The 15,952-nt window shown below is 55.3% G+C and carries 9 protein-coding genes; 4 read left to right on the plus strand and 5 right to left on the minus strand.

What is annotated here, in order from left to right:
* Positions 1-71: 71 nt before the first annotated feature.
* Positions 72-3,398: a 3-keto-alpha-glucoside-1,2-lyase-like domain-containing protein gene (locus tag H5P27_RS12065; protein WP_185660645.1), complete on the plus strand. Its 3,327-nt coding sequence runs from the start codon at positions 72-74 to the stop codon at positions 3,396-3,398.
* A 23-nt stretch (positions 3,399-3,421) separates the two neighbouring features.
* Here the strand turns inward: H5P27_RS12065 and mdoH are convergent, their stop codons facing one another.
* The 4 genes from mdoH to H5P27_RS12085 form a co-directional block, all read right to left on the minus strand.
* Positions 3,422-5,515 carry a glucans biosynthesis glucosyltransferase MdoH gene (gene mdoH / locus H5P27_RS12070; RefSeq protein ID WP_185660646.1) on the minus strand — a complete coding sequence of 698 codons (2,094 nt, stop codon included), beginning with the start codon at positions 5,513-5,515 and terminating at the stop codon, positions 3,422-3,424.
* A gap of 1 nt (position 5,516) precedes the next feature.
* Positions 5,517-6,089 carry a hypothetical protein gene (locus H5P27_RS12075; RefSeq protein WP_185660647.1) on the minus strand — a complete coding sequence of 191 codons (573 nt, stop codon included), beginning with the start codon at positions 6,087-6,089 and terminating at the stop codon, positions 5,517-5,519.
* A complete protein-coding gene (locus H5P27_RS12080) occupies positions 6,077-7,594 on the minus strand; it encodes a glucan biosynthesis protein G (protein ID WP_185660648.1) in 1,518 nt (505 codons plus the stop codon). Before H5P27_RS12080 ends, H5P27_RS12075 begins: the two co-directional genes overlap by 13 nt.
* Before the next feature lie 221 nt (positions 7,595-7,815).
* Complete coding sequence (locus H5P27_RS12085) at positions 7,816-9,177, minus strand: voltage-gated chloride channel family protein (RefSeq protein WP_185660649.1); 1,362 nt, start codon at positions 9,175-9,177, stop codon at positions 7,816-7,818.
* Between the two features lie 161 nt (positions 9,178-9,338).
* On the opposite strand from H5P27_RS12085, the gene H5P27_RS12090 reads away from it, so the two are divergent.
* Positions 9,339-11,876 carry a U32 family peptidase gene (locus tag H5P27_RS12090; RefSeq protein ID WP_185660650.1) on the plus strand — a complete coding sequence of 846 codons (2,538 nt, stop codon included), beginning with the start codon at positions 9,339-9,341 and terminating at the stop codon, positions 11,874-11,876.
* Between the two features lie 15 nt (positions 11,877-11,891).
* Here H5P27_RS12090 and H5P27_RS12095 read toward each other — a convergent pair whose 3' ends face one another.
* Positions 11,892-13,076, minus strand: coding sequence for a XylR family transcriptional regulator (locus tag H5P27_RS12095; RefSeq protein WP_185660651.1), 1,185 nt, complete (start codon positions 13,074-13,076; stop codon positions 11,892-11,894).
* Positions 13,077-13,264: 188 nt separating this feature from the next.
* Here H5P27_RS12095 and H5P27_RS12100 point away from each other — a divergent pair, with 188 nt between their 5' ends.
* Both H5P27_RS12100 and H5P27_RS12105 read left to right on the plus strand, forming a co-directional pair.
* Positions 13,265-14,482 carry an AGE family epimerase/isomerase gene (locus H5P27_RS12100; RefSeq protein ID WP_185660652.1) on the plus strand — a complete coding sequence of 406 codons (1,218 nt, stop codon included), beginning with the start codon at positions 13,265-13,267 and terminating at the stop codon, positions 14,480-14,482.
* A gap of 21 nt (positions 14,483-14,503) precedes the next feature.
* Positions 14,504-15,727, plus strand: coding sequence for a glycoside hydrolase family 130 protein (locus H5P27_RS12105; RefSeq protein ID WP_185660653.1), 1,224 nt, complete (start codon positions 14,504-14,506; stop codon positions 15,725-15,727).
* Positions 15,728-15,952: the final 225 nt, after the last annotated feature.

Genomic DNA, 15,952 nt, shown 5'->3' on the forward strand with positions numbered 1-15,952 from the left:
CGATTAGCGCCTTGCCGCACTTTGACCGGCTTTCCGCGGCCGAATAGACGACTCCTTCGTTTCCAAGCAATATGACCCTTTCTCAACGCTCCCCCCTCTCCCTTTTTTTCCTGATCCTGGTCGCGGCGGCCCAGCTGCAAGCAGCCGAGCTGAGCCCCGCCATCTTCAACCCCAGCGATGACTGGGAACTCGCAACAGATATCGGTTTAGACGCAGATTCAGGAGAACTCACCCCACAACAGCATCCAGAAGGGGACATCTTTTACACAAAAGGTGAAGCGAGCGACGGGAACGGCTACCTCAGGACCGGAGCCACCTACGCCGACCAAATAATAAGCTTCGAATACATGGTTCCTCCGGAATCAGAGGCGGCCGTCTACGTGCAAGGCCGCTACGAGATAAGGTTGTCCAGCCACGGCGAGCAAACACCTTCCGCTTCAACCTCTGGGGCTTTGCAAGCTGGATTCGACACGGAGCGCGACTTCGCTTTCGACGCCCAAGCCCCACTCCTCGATGCCGCCAAGCCCGCCGGCGAATGGAACACTGTGGAGATCCGCTTCCGCCCCCACCGCAAGGACGAGGCCTTCAACAAGGTGGCCAACGCATTCTTCCTCGATATAAGCATCAATGGCGAAGTCGTGCAAAAGGAAGTCCAGATCCCCTACTACAATTCCGGATCGATCCAGCACTGGGAGCAGTACGATGGCCCGCTGGTTTTCCGAGCGGCAAACGGCCCTATCGCCATCCAAAACGCTAGGATCGACCACGCCAATTTCGAAGAAGTCCTAGTACCATCTGATGAAGAAAGCTCAAACATCTCCGAACTCGTCGATCAAGTGGAGTTAGGCAAAGAAACCTTCACCGCCCTCGGCTGCATCGAATGTCACACCACTAAAAAAGGAGACACCTCATTCAAGACTGGCCCCAATCTGTACGGTCTCTTCCAGCGCTACCCGCGTAAACGGGAAATCGTGGAGCCAGCCACTGGGGCCCATTTTTCCATCGATGCAGACCGCTCCTACGCCAAACGTTCCATCCGATTACCCGCCGCCGAGCTAGCCATCGCCGAGTCGGGCGCTAATGCCGGCGAACCCTACCTGCCAGTCATGGTTACCTACACGGAGGAAATTCTTTCCAACGCCAAGGTCGACGCCATCTACCGCTACCTCGCTACGCTAAACGATCCGGAAACTCGCGACGCGGTGCAGGTTCTCGTTCCGAAAGATGGCCCCACCGAATACGACCCAACCGCCGATCCCATGGAAGTTCTGGTCCTGGATCGGACCCGTATCCAACGCGGCACCATGGAAGGACTCTCCGGACGCAGCATCCACGTGGGCTTGCCCAATGGAGTCAACTACACCTTCGACCCGCGGACTTTAGCGATCGAAAAGCTCTGGCAAGGCGGCTTCGTCAATGGAGCTGGCGAGTGGGAAAACCGCGGCGGCGGCGGATTCTCGCCAGGATTTGCAAGCAAGGAGATCGACTTTGCGGGGCAAGGCGGCTTGCTCACTCCGCTCGATTCCGAGGGCTCTCCCATCGACTTCTCCTTCAAGGAAGCGGTCTTCCGGGATTGGGAAACCATCGACGCCTCCCTCCACTCCAGCGAAGACCACCTCGAGATGCTGGCCAAAATCGACGCGAAATTCCTCGGCTACTCCCTCGATTCCACCCAGCCAGATGCAGCTCCTTTCTTCAAATATCGCATTGGCCCCAACACCCTTGCCGTGCAGGCCAACATCAACTCGGACGGGACCGCGACCTTCCTTCTCAGCGGGAAACTCGTGCAAGAGCAGGCCTTCTCAATAAATGCAAACGCCCTGGGCGAAATCACTGTTGATTCCGGAACTCTCGGCGAGGACGGACGCTGGATCTTGCCTGCCACTGCGAATCTGCAAGCCAGCCTTACCGCGAAAATCGGCCTCGCCAGTTTGGTCTGGAGACCGGAACCTGTTGAGGAAAACCACCTCGTCCAGCCATTAGTCGTTAAGGAAACGGAAGCCGATCTCCCTGCAGGCTACCGATCGGAGCAATACGTGCAGCCGGTCGACAACTACGGGCGCGATCTCCTTTTCGAGGCCACCGCCATCGACGTGGCCCCGGATGGAACAATCGTGGTCGGTACCCGAACCGCAGGAATCTGGCGAATTGTCGACGGACAATGGCGACTCTTCGCCGAGGGGCTATTCGACTGTCTCGGCCTGGTGGTTGAAGACGAGAAAGGCCTCACCATCGTTGCCGGGCAGAAGCCGGAACTCACCCGCATTAGCGACACAGACGGCGATGGAATAGCGGACAGCTTCGAGACCTTGGCTGACCAATTTAGCTATCACGGCAACTACCACTCCTACATGCACGGACCGGTTCGCGACGCGGATGGAAACTACTATTTCAACCTAAACCTCTTGCATACCGACGACGCCATTTACAAGGGACAAGGCGCCTACATGGGCACTTCCGGAGGATTCAGTGGCTGGACGATTAAGGTGACGCCCGAAGGCGAATTCATTCCCTGGGCCAATGGTTTGCGCAGTCCGGCCAGCCTTGGGATCGATCCTGAAGGCACGATCTGGTACGCGGACAATCAGGGCGAGTTCGTATCCACCTCTAAACTCTTCATCTTGCAGGAAGGCAAATTCTACGGACATCCCGCCGGCCTGATCGACTTGCCAAATATGACACCTGACTCCGCTGAAATCCAGTGGTCGGCAGTGGCGGAGGGCAGAGAAAAAGCAGTCGCTCTCTTCCCTCACAACCGAGTCGCCAACTCCCCCGGCCACATGGCTTGGGATACCACGGGCGGAGCTTTTGGTCCTTTCGCTGGGCAAATATTCATCGGAGACCAGACCCAGTCCAAACTTCTGCGCGTCGCGACTTACGAAGTGGGCGGGCAACTGAGAGCTGCCGTCATCCCATTCGGATCCGAGCTGCAATCCGGCTTGATGCGGCCCGTATTTCTGCCGGATGGAAGTTTACTGATCGGCCAAACAGGACGCGGCTGGCACGCCCAAGGCGGAAAGATCGCCAGCTTGCAAAGACTGGTTTGGGACGGGGAAACCATAGCTCAAGGCATTCTTTCCGCTTCTTTGGATGAAGCGGAAACCACGCTGAAAATCGAGCTGACTCAGCCTTTGGAGAAATCGCTGACCGAAGAGATTCTATTGTCCGAAACTCAACTCGAATCCTGGTACTATCGTGACGCCCCCGACTACGGCTCGCCGGAGCTTGACCTGATCGAGCATAGCTTCGCCGCAGCCACGATCAGCGAAGATCGCAAAACAATCACCTTCAAGATCGAGCCCTCAGAATTCGAACCACACGAGCACAAAACATCCCGCGTCTACCACCTCGAACTCGCCCTTCCCGAGCAGCTCGAAGCCTACGTGACAGGGCTCTAGCTCAAAAAGCGAAAACCCAAAGCTCACGAACTCCAGCGATAGCGGTCGAAGAGCGGTTTCCAGCTGGAGTGCAGGTCTTCAGGATCCATGGTCCAGACCTCGGCGTGCAGCTGCGTTAACATCTCCACATCGCTTAGAACCTGCTTTTCCTCATTGGACCTCAGCGCCCCGTTGCCTTGCTTGAGCAAGCGCTCTGTCAGGATCTTATTATTCGCTTCCGTGTTTTGTTGAGTCGCAGCAGCGCCTGCCAGACTCACTCGGATGGCGTTAAGATAGGGATCCACCACTGCATTCATTACCCCCGGGATCGGCTTTTCGTCGTCAAAAATCCAATTGGACTGCGTGAAGCGTTCCTGCAAAACCGGGACCGCTTCGAGTTCGGCAGATGTATCGATCTCCACCGGAGTCGACAGGATTTTCATCCGCCCCAAAGCTCGGCCGATGGAAGGCTTGCTCACGATCCAGGAGACAAAAGGAGAGACCATCATGGCACCACTGACTGGCAGCGTCCAATACAAGTAAGTATCGCTGACCTGTCGGGCCAACAAGGTGGCAATCAAGCCAACTAGTGCGTGCGTGCGGTGCGACTTGAAGGCATCGTAAAGTCGAAGTCCATCACCCGCTAAGCGGTTTTGAGTGGACCAGCCGACTCCTTTACCAAGCGCGGTGAAAACAACAAACTGGCCATGATAAAGCATCATAACCGGAGCCACCGCAGCGGAAGTTATGATCTCCAGCAAGACGCTGACCGTGCACTGAATTCCGCCGCCGAATAACCGCGTCCGGCCCTTGGTCAGGAAGGCATCGAGCAATGCCAACACCTTCGGCAAGAAAAGCAGGCTAAAGGTCACTCCTCCAATCAAAGCTCCATGCTCAGCCAATGGGATTTGGAAAATGTCGCCTACACCGCTGGTGGGCAGAAGCGAAAGCTGACTGCGAACCCGGTTGTAGATCAGAATCCCGCTCAGGATCAAAAAGATGGCCCAGAGCAAAGAAGACGCGTAGCCCATGATGCCATTGCCCAAATGCAGGCGGCTGGCAAACGTGAGACCGCGCGAGAACAGCAGCCAGAAGTGCTGCATGTTTCCTTGGCACCAGCGTCGATCACGCTTGGCGTGCTCGATCATATCCTGCGGACATTCTTCGTAAGTCCCCTCCAAATCTTCCGCCAAACGTACCTCGTAACCGGCTCGCTGCATGAGGGCCGCTTCCACGAAGTCGTGACTCAGGATCTTGCCTCCGAAAGGTTCGCGACCGGGCAAATCCGGCAGGGCGCAATGATCGATAAAAGGTCCCAAACGGATGATCGCGTTGTGCCCCCAATAGTTGCCTTGCCCCCCTTGCCAGAAGTTGAGTCCAGCGATGAAAACCGGGCCATAGAAGTGATTGGAGAACTGCTGAAGCCGTCCCCAGAAACTCTCGGAGTATACGATCTTGGGAGCAGTCTGCAGGAGTCCGATTCGCGGGTCCGCTTCCATGCGGTCGTAAAGCGCGACCAGCGTGTCGCCAGTCATGACGCTATCCGCGTCAAGTGTGACCATGTAACGGTAGCGGGATCCCCAGCTTTCGCAGAACTCGAGCAAATTGCCGGCTTTCTTATCTGTATTCACCGTGCGGCGACGGTAGTGTATACGGCCAAACGCATCCAGATCCCGACACAGGCTAGCCCAGCTTTGCTCTTCCTCCAGCCAACGTTCTGGCTTAGTGGAGTCGCTGAGTATGAAAAAGTCGAATACCTCGCCACGTCCGGTTTGCTTCAGCGATTCGTACATAGTGCGAAGCCCCGCGAACACGCGCTTCGGGTCTTCGTTGTAGACTGGGAGCACGATCGCGACGCTTCCAGGGTTGTCCGGATCGACAGGAGTCTCGTTGATCTCCTTGGCTCGGCGGCGGCGGTAGAAAAAGCCGATCAGCGAGTGGGTCGCTCCCCAAGAGATGTTCCAATTGAGGATAGCGAAGAGGATCGTGAGTGGCACGATGCCCTGCTCGATACCGAGCCGCCAAAGGAAATTGGAAAAGAGCACCGTGGGAAAAGCGGTGAACATGAGAGCCGTAACAAAGAAGAAGAGCCTCTGCCAATCGAGGAACTGCCGGCCTTTTTTAGGTTCGTTCTTCATCTTATCTGAGCAAGTAAACGACTAGGCCAAATATTCCGATGTAGATAGTCCACACCACAAGAGCTCCCACAAATGGCCAACGGTCGATGACTCGCCAAGTCTCGTCCGCCACTGCGGAAACCGGTCCCAAGTCGATCTTTCTAGGGATCATGCGAGCTTCGCTAAAGTCAGGCCCCGTGCGCAGGAACGTGTTCTTCATCGAATCGAGGAATTCCTGAGGCCACGGGCCGGGATGCAAAAATTCGCCCTGCCAACGGGTCGGCATATCAGCCAAAAAAAGTGCCAAACGCCCTTGGGCGCCGATCTCCTTCTGCGGCACTCCTGCCGCTTCCAATACTTCGGCAAACCAGGTTCGCACCACCTTTTTGGCCTCTTCCATGGCGAGCACCGAAGGACTTTTGCCAGAGGGCTCTACGCGCTCCGCCGCGCGTGAAAGGATCTTGGCCACCAGCTGGCTCAGCAAAAGGCGGTCTTGGATGTGCAAGGCGCAAAAGTAGCGCTCCACCCGCTGGTACGCGTCGCCCCAGTCAATGAATCCTTCGGAGCGAGGGGCTATTTTCTCTAGTGGGTCCATTGATAAGCCCAAACTTCAGAGTTCTCCCCAGAAGGGAACAACAGTTGACTCCTCAGTTCAGTCACACCCGCTTCCACTGGTTCCAACCTAAGAACCACACGCCAAGTTTGGGAGTACGGATTCCAAACGACCTGCTCGTCGATCATACGGGCAGCCCCTTCCACCGCAGTTAGAAGTTCAGGTGATTCAGTGGTCTCGGAGCCGCTGAATTCGATTACGAAAACCTCAGAACCGGGATAAGACGGATCCGTGCCAGTGCGGGTAGAAACCACCGTAGCCGAAGGATAGGCTTCCGGAGCTGGCTCTGGCGACCAATGAAGATCGTACTCGAACTCCATGGAGCCCCCTTTCTCTGGCAAAATCGCTGGCTCCCAGAACGCTACCACGTTATCTTCAAATTCTGTGTTGGTGGGCAGTTCCACCAACTTCACGAAGCCCTTGCCCCAATCTCCCTTGGTCTCGATCCAGACAGAGGGACGATTGTGGTATTCGGCTTCCAAATCCTGATAGCTATCAAAATCGCGGTCGCGCTGCATGAGCCCAAACCCGCTCAGCTCTTCGGTGCTGAAGTAAGACAAGCGCGTCTTGTCCGAGAGATCGAGAGCTCTCCAGAGGGGGCTATCCTCAGCCTCGAGGACGATGAGCCCATCCGTGTCGTGCACTTCCGGACGGTAGTCGTGCTCAAAACTGGTTCGGTTTTCACCCCGCCAGTACATGCTAGTCAGCGGAGCAATGCCAAAGCTCTCCACCGATTCACGCAGGAAAACCCGGGCTTTTACCTCCATCACTGTGCTGGTGCCCGGACGGATAACGAACTCGTAAGCTCCGGTAACACTGGGCCCATCCAGCAAAGCATACATCACCAGCTTGCTTGAGTTGCCCAATGGCTTGCCAAGCCAGACCTCACGGAAAATCGGGAATTCTTCCTCGATGCCGAGGCCGGAATTGATGGCTAGACCGCGGGCTGAGGTTCCATACCGGGTATCGAAACCCGTACCGCGAAAATAGCTCGCTCCTAGAAACGAGGCCACTTCACGGTAGTCCGTTCCTTCGTTTCCCGCGTCGTAGGAGAGACGCAGGCCAGCGTAATCGAGCGATGAAGGCATGCGGGCCTCCAACTCGGCATCATCGAATTCGAAGAACTCTTTCAGATAACGAACGTGCTGAGCGTGAGTGGGAGTGAACTCGTTAACTTTGAGTCGATTCTTGTGCAGAAAACCCGGATGAAAAAAGCCGAGGCTAAACGGCAGCCCCTCGTCTTTCCACATGTACTTGTCCGCGTCATAGCGAATCTTGCGGTACGCGTCGTAGTCCAAATCGTTCAGAAATCCTGGAAGTGGCTCGGGAGCGACATAGGGCGATTTGGACAAATCTTCCGCCAAATCGGCGACGTATTCGAAATCGACTTCCACGCGGCGCATGGCGTCAACAGATGCGCAGCCGGAAAGCAGGATTGTAGCGGCCGCGACTAAAGGAGCGCGTCCAAAAAGGGAGTTTCGGCACATTTTGATACAGGAAGGAGTTGGTAAAATAAGTTTCAAAACAAGGAGGATGCTAGCACCACCGCATACCGCATCGAGCACGAAATGTTCCATAAGCTATGCGCATACTAAGCTCACAGTCTCCGCCTTTCTACGCGGGGTTAATTTTCGCCATAAGTATCTCCAGCAAAGATTTTTATATAGAATTCACTTCAGAGAGGATTTTTTTATAGACCCTCTGAGACCTATTTTCTGTCCCTGCTTTTTGCCTTTCTGGAGGAGGCATTTTGCAAGGTTTTCACGTCTCGCAGCGGCAAGTCTGGTGGCAATTTGGAGCTGCTATTTTTGGGCACTCCTAGCCTCTGGGCCGAGTAGATCCCCGAGTGTCCAGAACAGTAGTAAGCGATAAAACTTCCGACCGCGAAATAGATGCCGTAGTGCGATCCAAACAGCTCGATCCCCATGATCGTGCAGGCCAGAGGCGTATTGGTCGCACCCGCAAATACAGCCACAAGCCCCACTCCAGCCATCAAGTCAACTGGAGCTCCCAACAAAACCGCCAAGGTATTTCCTAAGGTCGCTCCTATAAAAAACAACGGGGTAACCTCGCCCCCTTTGAACCCGACAGACAGGGTGACAGCCGTGAACAAGAGCTTCCACCACCAGCTCCAAACATCTGCTCCACCAGCCTCGAACGCGGAGAGCAAAGTAACCGCGCCTTCATGCGAACTCCGCACCCCAAGCCCGATATAGTCGCGAGTCCCTAACAGATAGACCAATCCGATCACTACCGCGGCACCCATGGCGACGCGCACCGGAGCGTGAGGCGAAATCTTGCCAAAGCCAATTTGCAGGCCGTGCGTCAATTCCGCGAACACCTTGCTAGCCAAACCAAACGCCACCGCCGCCAAAGCGACCTTTCCCAGCAGCGGGATATCGAGCAAAGCCCGCAGGTGCTCGGGGTCGCTTATGGAAATGTGGTAAGTCGCGTGGTGCACCCCCCAAGCCGAGCAAGTGTAGTCACCCACCAAGCTGGCCACCATCACGGGAATCAAAGCTCCATACTGCATCCGCCCGATGACTAGGACCTCCATCGCGAAAATCGCCCCGGTCAATGGGGTTCCAAAAACGGACCCAAACCCGGCCGCCACTCCGGCCATCAGAAGGATACGCGTATTCTCCGCTCCGAATTTGCAAAGCCGGCCGTAGGCACTGGCCAGGCTCCCGCCCATTTGCACAGCGGTACCTTCCCGACCGGCCGAGCCTCCGAACAAGTGCGTCACCAAGGTGCCAAACAAAACCAACGGGGCCATGCGAGTCGGCACGCCTCCTCCGGGTTCGTGAATGCGATCGAGGATCAGATTATTACCGCCTTTAGCCGATTTTCCAATCCACTGGTCGAGGTAAGCCATTCCTACACCCGCAACCGGAAGCAGAAAAAGCAGCCACTCGTATTGCCAACGCAACTCCGTCGAACGATCCAAAGACCAAAGAAATAAGGCGCTGGCCGATCCGGACAGAATTCCAACCGGAATCACCAACAAGGTCCACAGGAGCAACTGCCGGAGATTCTCAAAATGTTCGCGGATATCGAAAAGGGATTTCATCGAGGAGCCTCAGACATAAAATGCATGCGGCCCTAGGTTACAGAACAAAGTCGCACGGAATTACCGATAATCGACAAAGCTGCTCTCCCTTGCTCGCGCTTGCCTTCCCTCCACTTTGCTTCTCAATTCAAAAGAACCGACGCCACAACGCCTAAACCAACATGCCTAAACTAATACCGAAGCGCTTTTCCTCCCAAGAGGGAAACAGCCGCCAAGTCTCCAAGCCGGAGCTGCTCTCTCCCGCGGGAGATTGGGAGTGCGCCCGCGCCGCGGTCGAAAACGGGGCCGACGCCATCTTCTTTGGCTTGGAGCGTTTCAATGCTCGCATGCGAGGCAAAAACTTCACCGTAGCCGACCTGCCCGAGCTGATGGCTTACCTGCACTCCCGCGGAGTCAAAGGATACGTCACCTTCAACATTCTCGTATTCGGAAACGAGCTACGCGACGCGGAAGATTTTCTGCGCTCCATCATCGCATCCGGTGTTGACGCCGCGATCGTGCAGGACGTCGGAATCTGCCGCCTGATCCGCCGACTTTCCCCCGACTTCCCTATCCACGCTTCCACACAGATGAGCGTCACATCCGAGGCTGGCGTCGAATTCGCTCGCGAGCTGGGAGCGAGCGTCGTCGTCCTAGCCCGTGAAACTTCCCTCAAAGAAGTGGGGGCGATCCGCGAAAAGACCATCGCCGCGGGGACCGAAGTGCCAATCGAACTCTTTGTCCACGGAGCTTTGTGCGTGGCTTATTCAGGACAGTGCCTTACCTCAGAATCGCTGGGCGGCCGCTCCGCAAATCGAGGCGAATGCGCCCAGGCCTGCCGTCTCCCTTACGAACTCTATTCTGACGGGAAACAGGTCGAGCTGGGGAACCGCCGCTATCTGCTCAGTCCGCAAGATCTTTCCGGCTTGGACGCCATGCCAGAGATCATCGAAAACGGTGTGGCGACTTTGAAGATCGAGGGTCGCCTAAAATCTCCAGAATACGTCGCCGCCGTAACCAAAGTTTACCGACAAGCCTTAGACAAAGCTTGGGAGAGCTACATCGGCGAAACGGAAAAAAACCTTGTCCCCTTCGACCGCCAAGCTGGCAAGTACGCACTCGAGATGACTTTTTCCCGAGGCTTATCCGATGGATGGCTGCACGGGATCGACAACCAGAAACTAGTCCACGCCCGCTTCGGCAAGAAGCGAGGCTTGCGACTCGGCGTAGTCAAATCAGTCGAAAAGGACGGTGTCACTTTACTACTCGAAGCCCCACTGAAAGCGGGAGACGGAGTCGTCTTCGATCGCGGCCGACCAGATGAAAAAGAGGAAGGCGGCCGTATCATTTCCGTAGATACAAAAGGGGCAGATTCCTATATCCGTTTCCTCGGCGACTCCATCAACTGGAACCGAGTCAAAGCCGGCCACACTCTTTTCAAAACGTCAGACCCGTTATTGGATAAAGAACTTCGCCAAAGCTACCAAGTTGAACAGCCCAATTTTACTCGCCCCGTCAAAGCGGTCGTCCACGGCGAGCCCGGCAAACCGATAACGCTGGAATTGCAAGACGAGCTCGGACGCACGGTCCGGTCCGAATCGAGCGAGCCCTTGCAAACCGCTGCCAAACGTCCCCTCGATCTGGATACGCTGCAGAAGCAACTATCCCGCCTCGGCAATACACCCTTTCACCTAGAATCCCTGGACAATCGCCTGCAAGGCAACTGTCATTTCCCGGTCTCGCAGTTGAACCAATTGCGACGCGAGGCAGTCGAATCGCTGATCGAACTCCGTCGCCAACCGCTCCGTTGGACTCTCAAAGAGCGAGCCAACGCCACAGGAATCCAAAATAAGAAGGAAAAGGACCAAGCCAAGACGAAGCCTCAAATCATCCCCTACCTCCGCTCCTTTGAACAATTAGAGACTGCTCTAAGCCTTCCCTACGATGAGCTATACTTAGAGCTGGAAGATCCAAAAAAATATAAGCAAGCCGTCGAACTCACCCACTCATCCCATCCGAACAAAAAGATCTGGGTAGCCCCGCCTCGCATGTTCAAAACAGGCGAGGACTGGGTCATTAAGCAACTTACCCAATGCGGTGCAGATGGATTCCTGGCCCGTAATCACGAGCACTTAAAATCCTTGTCAGACTTCCGCCTACGCGGCGATTTCTCGCTCAACGTCTCCAACCCGCTGACCGCGGAGTATCTGATCGATCGTTACAAACTCGAGCGACTTACCGCCTCATACGACCTCAACGCCACCCAACTCGCCGCCCTGATCGAACGCGCGCCTCCAAAATGGTTTGAGATCACGCTTCATCAGCACATGCCCATGTTTCACATGGAGCATTGCGTGTTCTGCAGCTTCCTCTCCGAAGGGAAAGATTTCCGCGACTGCGGCCGCCCCTGCGACAAACATTCTGTATCCATTAAAGACCGTACAGGCATGACCCATCCGCTGAAAGCCGATGCAGGCTGTCGCAACACCGTCTTCAATGCGAAAGCCCAAACCGGAGCGGAATTCGCTCGCGACTTGCTCGATCTTGGAATCCGAACCTTCCGGGTTGAATTCCTAAACGAATCGCCACAAGAGGTCCGCGAGACTCTTGACCGCTACGAACGCTTGCTGGCCGGCCAACTGAGCGGACAATCCCTCTGGCGGGAGCTCAAACTCATTAACCAGCTGGGAGTCACCCGCGGAACATTGCGCGAACGCTAAGCCGCCCACTATAGTTTACGAGCCCGCACCCACCTGAGCCTTGCTCTTGCGACGATAGGCGCTTGGGGTGACGTTCGTTAGGCGTTTGAATACTACGCTCATGTACTCCGGATGCTCGAAACCCGTCATCTCAGCGACTTGAGCGAGCGAGTATTCAGTTTCCACTAACATTTGTTTGATACGGACCACTTGTGCATGTCGAATTTCCACCTGAGGAGATCGACCCACATAACGACGAAACCGCTTCTCCAATAGGCTGCGGGAGATGTGCACCGCCTTGGCTACCTCTTCCACGGTAATTCCTTTGCAGGCGTTTTCCCGGATTAGGTTTAGCGCCTGGGCTACGGAGGGATCCTCCACTGCCATGATGCTGGTTGATCGCCGAGTCACCACTTCGAGAGGATCGATTAAGGTCTCTTGCTTGAATTGGCTGTAGTGGGTGCCGCTCAACATTCCCTCCAGAGTGGCCCCCGCGATGCGGGCAAACTCAGTCACGTCGACAGGGATGCTGGACAGAGAGGGAGCGCAAAGCTCGCAGCGAGCACTGTCATTGTTGATCCCTAGCACCGCCACTTCCTCCGGCACCCGCAGGTTCTTCTGATGGCAGGCATTGATGACATGCACCGCCCGCAAATCATTACAGGCTAAAATCGCTACCGGCTTGGGCAAAGTATCCAGCCACTTCGCCATCTCTTCCTCTTCCGCGAACTCCCAGGCAGGCTGGCTAACGCCGGGGTAATCAGAGTCGAAAACCGCACAGGTCTTGCCGGCCAATTTTAGGGCCTCGATGAAGCCATTGCGTCGCTCTTGGGACCAAAGCTCGTTGCCAAATCCGCAAACCGCAAAATTCCGGAATCCCTTCTCGATGAAATGCTCCGCGCCCGTGTGACCTATGGCTACGTTGTTCGGGCGGATTTTCGGGCAACCACTGCGGCAAGTCCCGTCATCCGAAAGGTCAACACAAGCGATGCGACGATCTCTCGCCTTCTCAAACAGTTCGTCGGAGCTCTCCTTGCAGATTATCCCATCCCACCCTTGATCGAGCAGCCAATCGGGGTCTTCCGCTCCGCGGGCTTGGTCGTCGACGAAAACGTGCCACTGCGCGTTGAAACGCTTAAATTTAGCTAGGCCGTGGAGGATGTTCAGATTCTCCTCCAACCAACCTCTCACCACTATCGCTACACGGGGTCTGTTGATCATACTCGAAATTCGTTCTTACGGGAAAAGAGAATCAACTATGTCTATTTCAGGAAATTGAGCAAAGGATTTTTACTCAAATTCTCATTACAATTTAGATTAATTACGGTAGACTCCCTTGAAAATTAGACGTAGTTTCGTTTCTTGCGCCGACCAAACCCCTCCTTCCAGTCGCCTAGAAGCATTCATCGATGAAGACACACCCTCTCCTCAAATTACAGAGCGATCTCAAAACAGAGTTGTTCGAGAACATCCTGCCTTACTGGCACCGACTTCGGACCACCGATAGCTTTATCTCGGCCTTGGATTCCGCCAACCAACCGATGGCGAATGTGGATCTCGGGGTCATCATGGTGTCACGTCTTCTCTGGACCTACAGCCGCGCCTTTCACCTCTACGGAAACCCGGAATGCAAAGCGCTCGCCGACCACGCGAAGCACGTCTTGACCACTCGCTTCGAGGACAAGGAACACGGCGGCTACTACTGGACGGTCGACGCAAGCGGGCAAGCGGCTGAATCGAAGAAACAATGCTACGCCCAAGCCTTTTGCATCTATGCCTTTTCAGAGCACTTCCAAGCAACAGGAGAAAGCGATAGCCTCGAGCGGGCGGAAAAGCTTTTCGACCTCGTCGAAGCAAAGGCATGGGATTCGCAAAAAGGCGGTTACTTAGAGACCTTCAGTGCCGACTGGACTCCATTGGAAAAGATGAGACTGGGAGCGGAGGATTTGGACGCCCCCAAAACCATGAACAACCATCTCCACCTCATCGAAGCGTTCGCCAATTTGCAAAAGATCGCTCCGAGCGAGAAGGTCGAAGCGAGCTGCCGCCGTATTCTCCGAGTGATCGCGGATCGGATTATCCTCGGCGACCAGCCGAGGTTTGGGCTTTTCTACGATATGGACTGGAAACTACTCGATCCGGTCGTCTCTCCAGGCCACGACATTGAAGGTAGCTGGTTACTGCACGAGGCGGCAGAGATCGTCGGAGATTCGGACTTGATCGGAGAGTTTGAGAAATTGGCCATCGAAATGGCCGAACTGGTTCTCGCTACCGGGATCGATCCCAAGGACAACGGCCTTTATGACGAATTCCACAACGAAAACCCGCAGAGCGCCACAAAGTGCTGGTGGCCACAAGCGGAGGGAATGGTTGGCTTCTTCAACGCGTATCAGATTTCCGGCGACAAGCGATTCCTAGAAGCGAGCTCCGTAATCTGGGAGTACATCCAGGACTTCATCATCGAGAAGGAAAACGGGGAATGGCTCTGGGGTGTGAATGCCGACGGCACTGCCATGGAAAAGGAAAAAGCCGGCCCTTGGAAGTCCTCCTACCACAACGCCCGGGCATGCTTCGAAATGATCGAACGCATCGATAAAGCGCTGCCCACCCTGCCCGACGAACTTTAACCAAATACCCGATAACATAAAATGAGTACTTACGAAACGCGTCTCTCCCAGTTGGTCGAACAACAGGAAACCCTCCTCTCGCGCCCCAATCCTCCCGTTGAACCGGGAAATGGCATCTTTAGCCGACACGAATATCCGGTCCTGACGGAAAAGCACGCTCCCCTCTTCTGGTCTTACGACCTCAACCCGGAGACCAATCCTTTCCTCATGGAACGCATCGGCGTTCACTGCGCGTTCAACTCCGGTGCTATCGAGATCGACGGTACCTACTACCTCTGCGCTCGCGTCGAAGGAAATGATCGCAAGTCATTCTTCGCCATCGCCGAGAGCCCCAACGGAGTGGACAACTTCCGCTTCTGGGATCACCCGGTAACCATGCCGGAAACTGAAATTCCGGATACAAACGTGTATGACATGCGTTTGACCAAGCATGAAGATGGCTGGATCTACGGTTTGTTCTGCACCGAACGTAAAGATCCAAACGCAGCTCCCTTCGACCTTTCGTCGGCAGTCGCCCAGTGCGGCATCGCTCGCACCAAGGATTTGAAGACTTGGGAACGCCTCCCAGATCTGAAAACATCCTCCGCTCAGCAACGCAATGTCGTGCTCCATCCGGAATATGTAGATGGCCAATACGCTCTCTACACTCGCCCGCAGGATGGCTTCATCGATGCCGGTTCCGGTGGCGGCATCGGTTGGGGACTTTGCAAGGACATGACAAATGCCGTGGTGGACAAACAGACCATCATCGACTCACGCGAGTACCACACCATCAAGGAAGTGAAGAACGGGCAAGGTGATGCACCTATCAAAACGCCGAAGGGCTGGCTCCACATCGCTCACGGCGTGCGTGGCTGCGCGAGCGGACTCCGCTACGTAATCTATGCCTTCATGACTTCGCTGGAAGACCCATCCAAGCTCACCTACGCCCCAGGCGGTTTCCTCATCGCTCCTGAAGGCGAGGAACTGGTGGGCGATGTCATGAACGTGGCATTCACCAACGGAACCATCGTTACCGATGACGGCAAGGTCTACATCTACTACGCATCCAGCGACACCCGCTTGCACGTAGCGACTTCGACCATCGACCAGCTCGTCGACTACGTAATCAACACGCCAGCCGACCCGCTCTACAGCGCCAAGTGCGTCGCCCAGCGAAACGAGCTAATCGACAAGAACCTGGAGTTCATGGCGAAGAGCGAAAACGCTCTCATCAAAAAAATCGAATCCCAGAGAGTCAAATAAGACGTATTCACTTTTACCGCACGGAAGGCGTTCACCAGTTGAACGCCTTCCCATTTATTGAAGATCTAACAAAATCCAATTACGGCGCTTACATAAGCGGCAGAAGAAACTTTTCAGAACGCCTACCCTCGCCTAAAACCGCGGCTTCCCCGAGCTAGCCTCCCACAACGCCCCAAACCCGATTTATACCGCAACAGCCATTTTCACATTGCGAATTCGCCACTA

Origin of the sequence: Pelagicoccus albus (genome assembly GCF_014230145.1) — a bacterium.
GTDB classification, from domain to species: Bacteria; Verrucomicrobiota; Verrucomicrobiia; order Opitutales; family Opitutaceae; genus Pelagicoccus; species Pelagicoccus albus.

Coding starts and splice junctions, on each gene's coding strand:
- mdoH (WP_185660646.1), bottom strand. CDS start 5,515: ATGAAGAACGAACCTAAAAAAGGCCGGCAGTTCCTCGATTGGCAGAGG.
- H5P27_RS12065 (WP_185660645.1), top strand. CDS start 72: ATGACCCTTTCTCAACGCTCCCCCCTCTCCCTTTTTTTCCTGATCCTG.
- H5P27_RS12095 (WP_185660651.1), bottom strand. CDS start 13,076: ATGATCAACAGACCCCGTGTAGCGATAGTGGTGAGAGGTTGGTTGGAG.
- H5P27_RS12085 (WP_185660649.1), bottom strand. CDS start 9,177: ATGAAATCCCTTTTCGATATCCGCGAACATTTTGAGAATCTCCGGCAG.
- H5P27_RS12100 (WP_185660652.1), top strand. CDS start 13,265: ATGAAGACACACCCTCTCCTCAAATTACAGAGCGATCTCAAAACAGAG.
- H5P27_RS12075 (WP_185660647.1), bottom strand. CDS start 6,089: ATGGACCCACTAGAGAAAATAGCCCCTCGCTCCGAAGGATTCATTGAC.
- H5P27_RS12090 (WP_185660650.1), top strand. CDS start 9,339: ATGCCTAAACTAATACCGAAGCGCTTTTCCTCCCAAGAGGGAAACAGC.
- H5P27_RS12105 (WP_185660653.1), top strand. CDS start 14,504: ATGAGTACTTACGAAACGCGTCTCTCCCAGTTGGTCGAACAACAGGAA.
- H5P27_RS12080 (WP_185660648.1), bottom strand. CDS start 7,594: ATGTGCCGAAACTCCCTTTTTGGACGCGCTCCTTTAGTCGCGGCCGCT.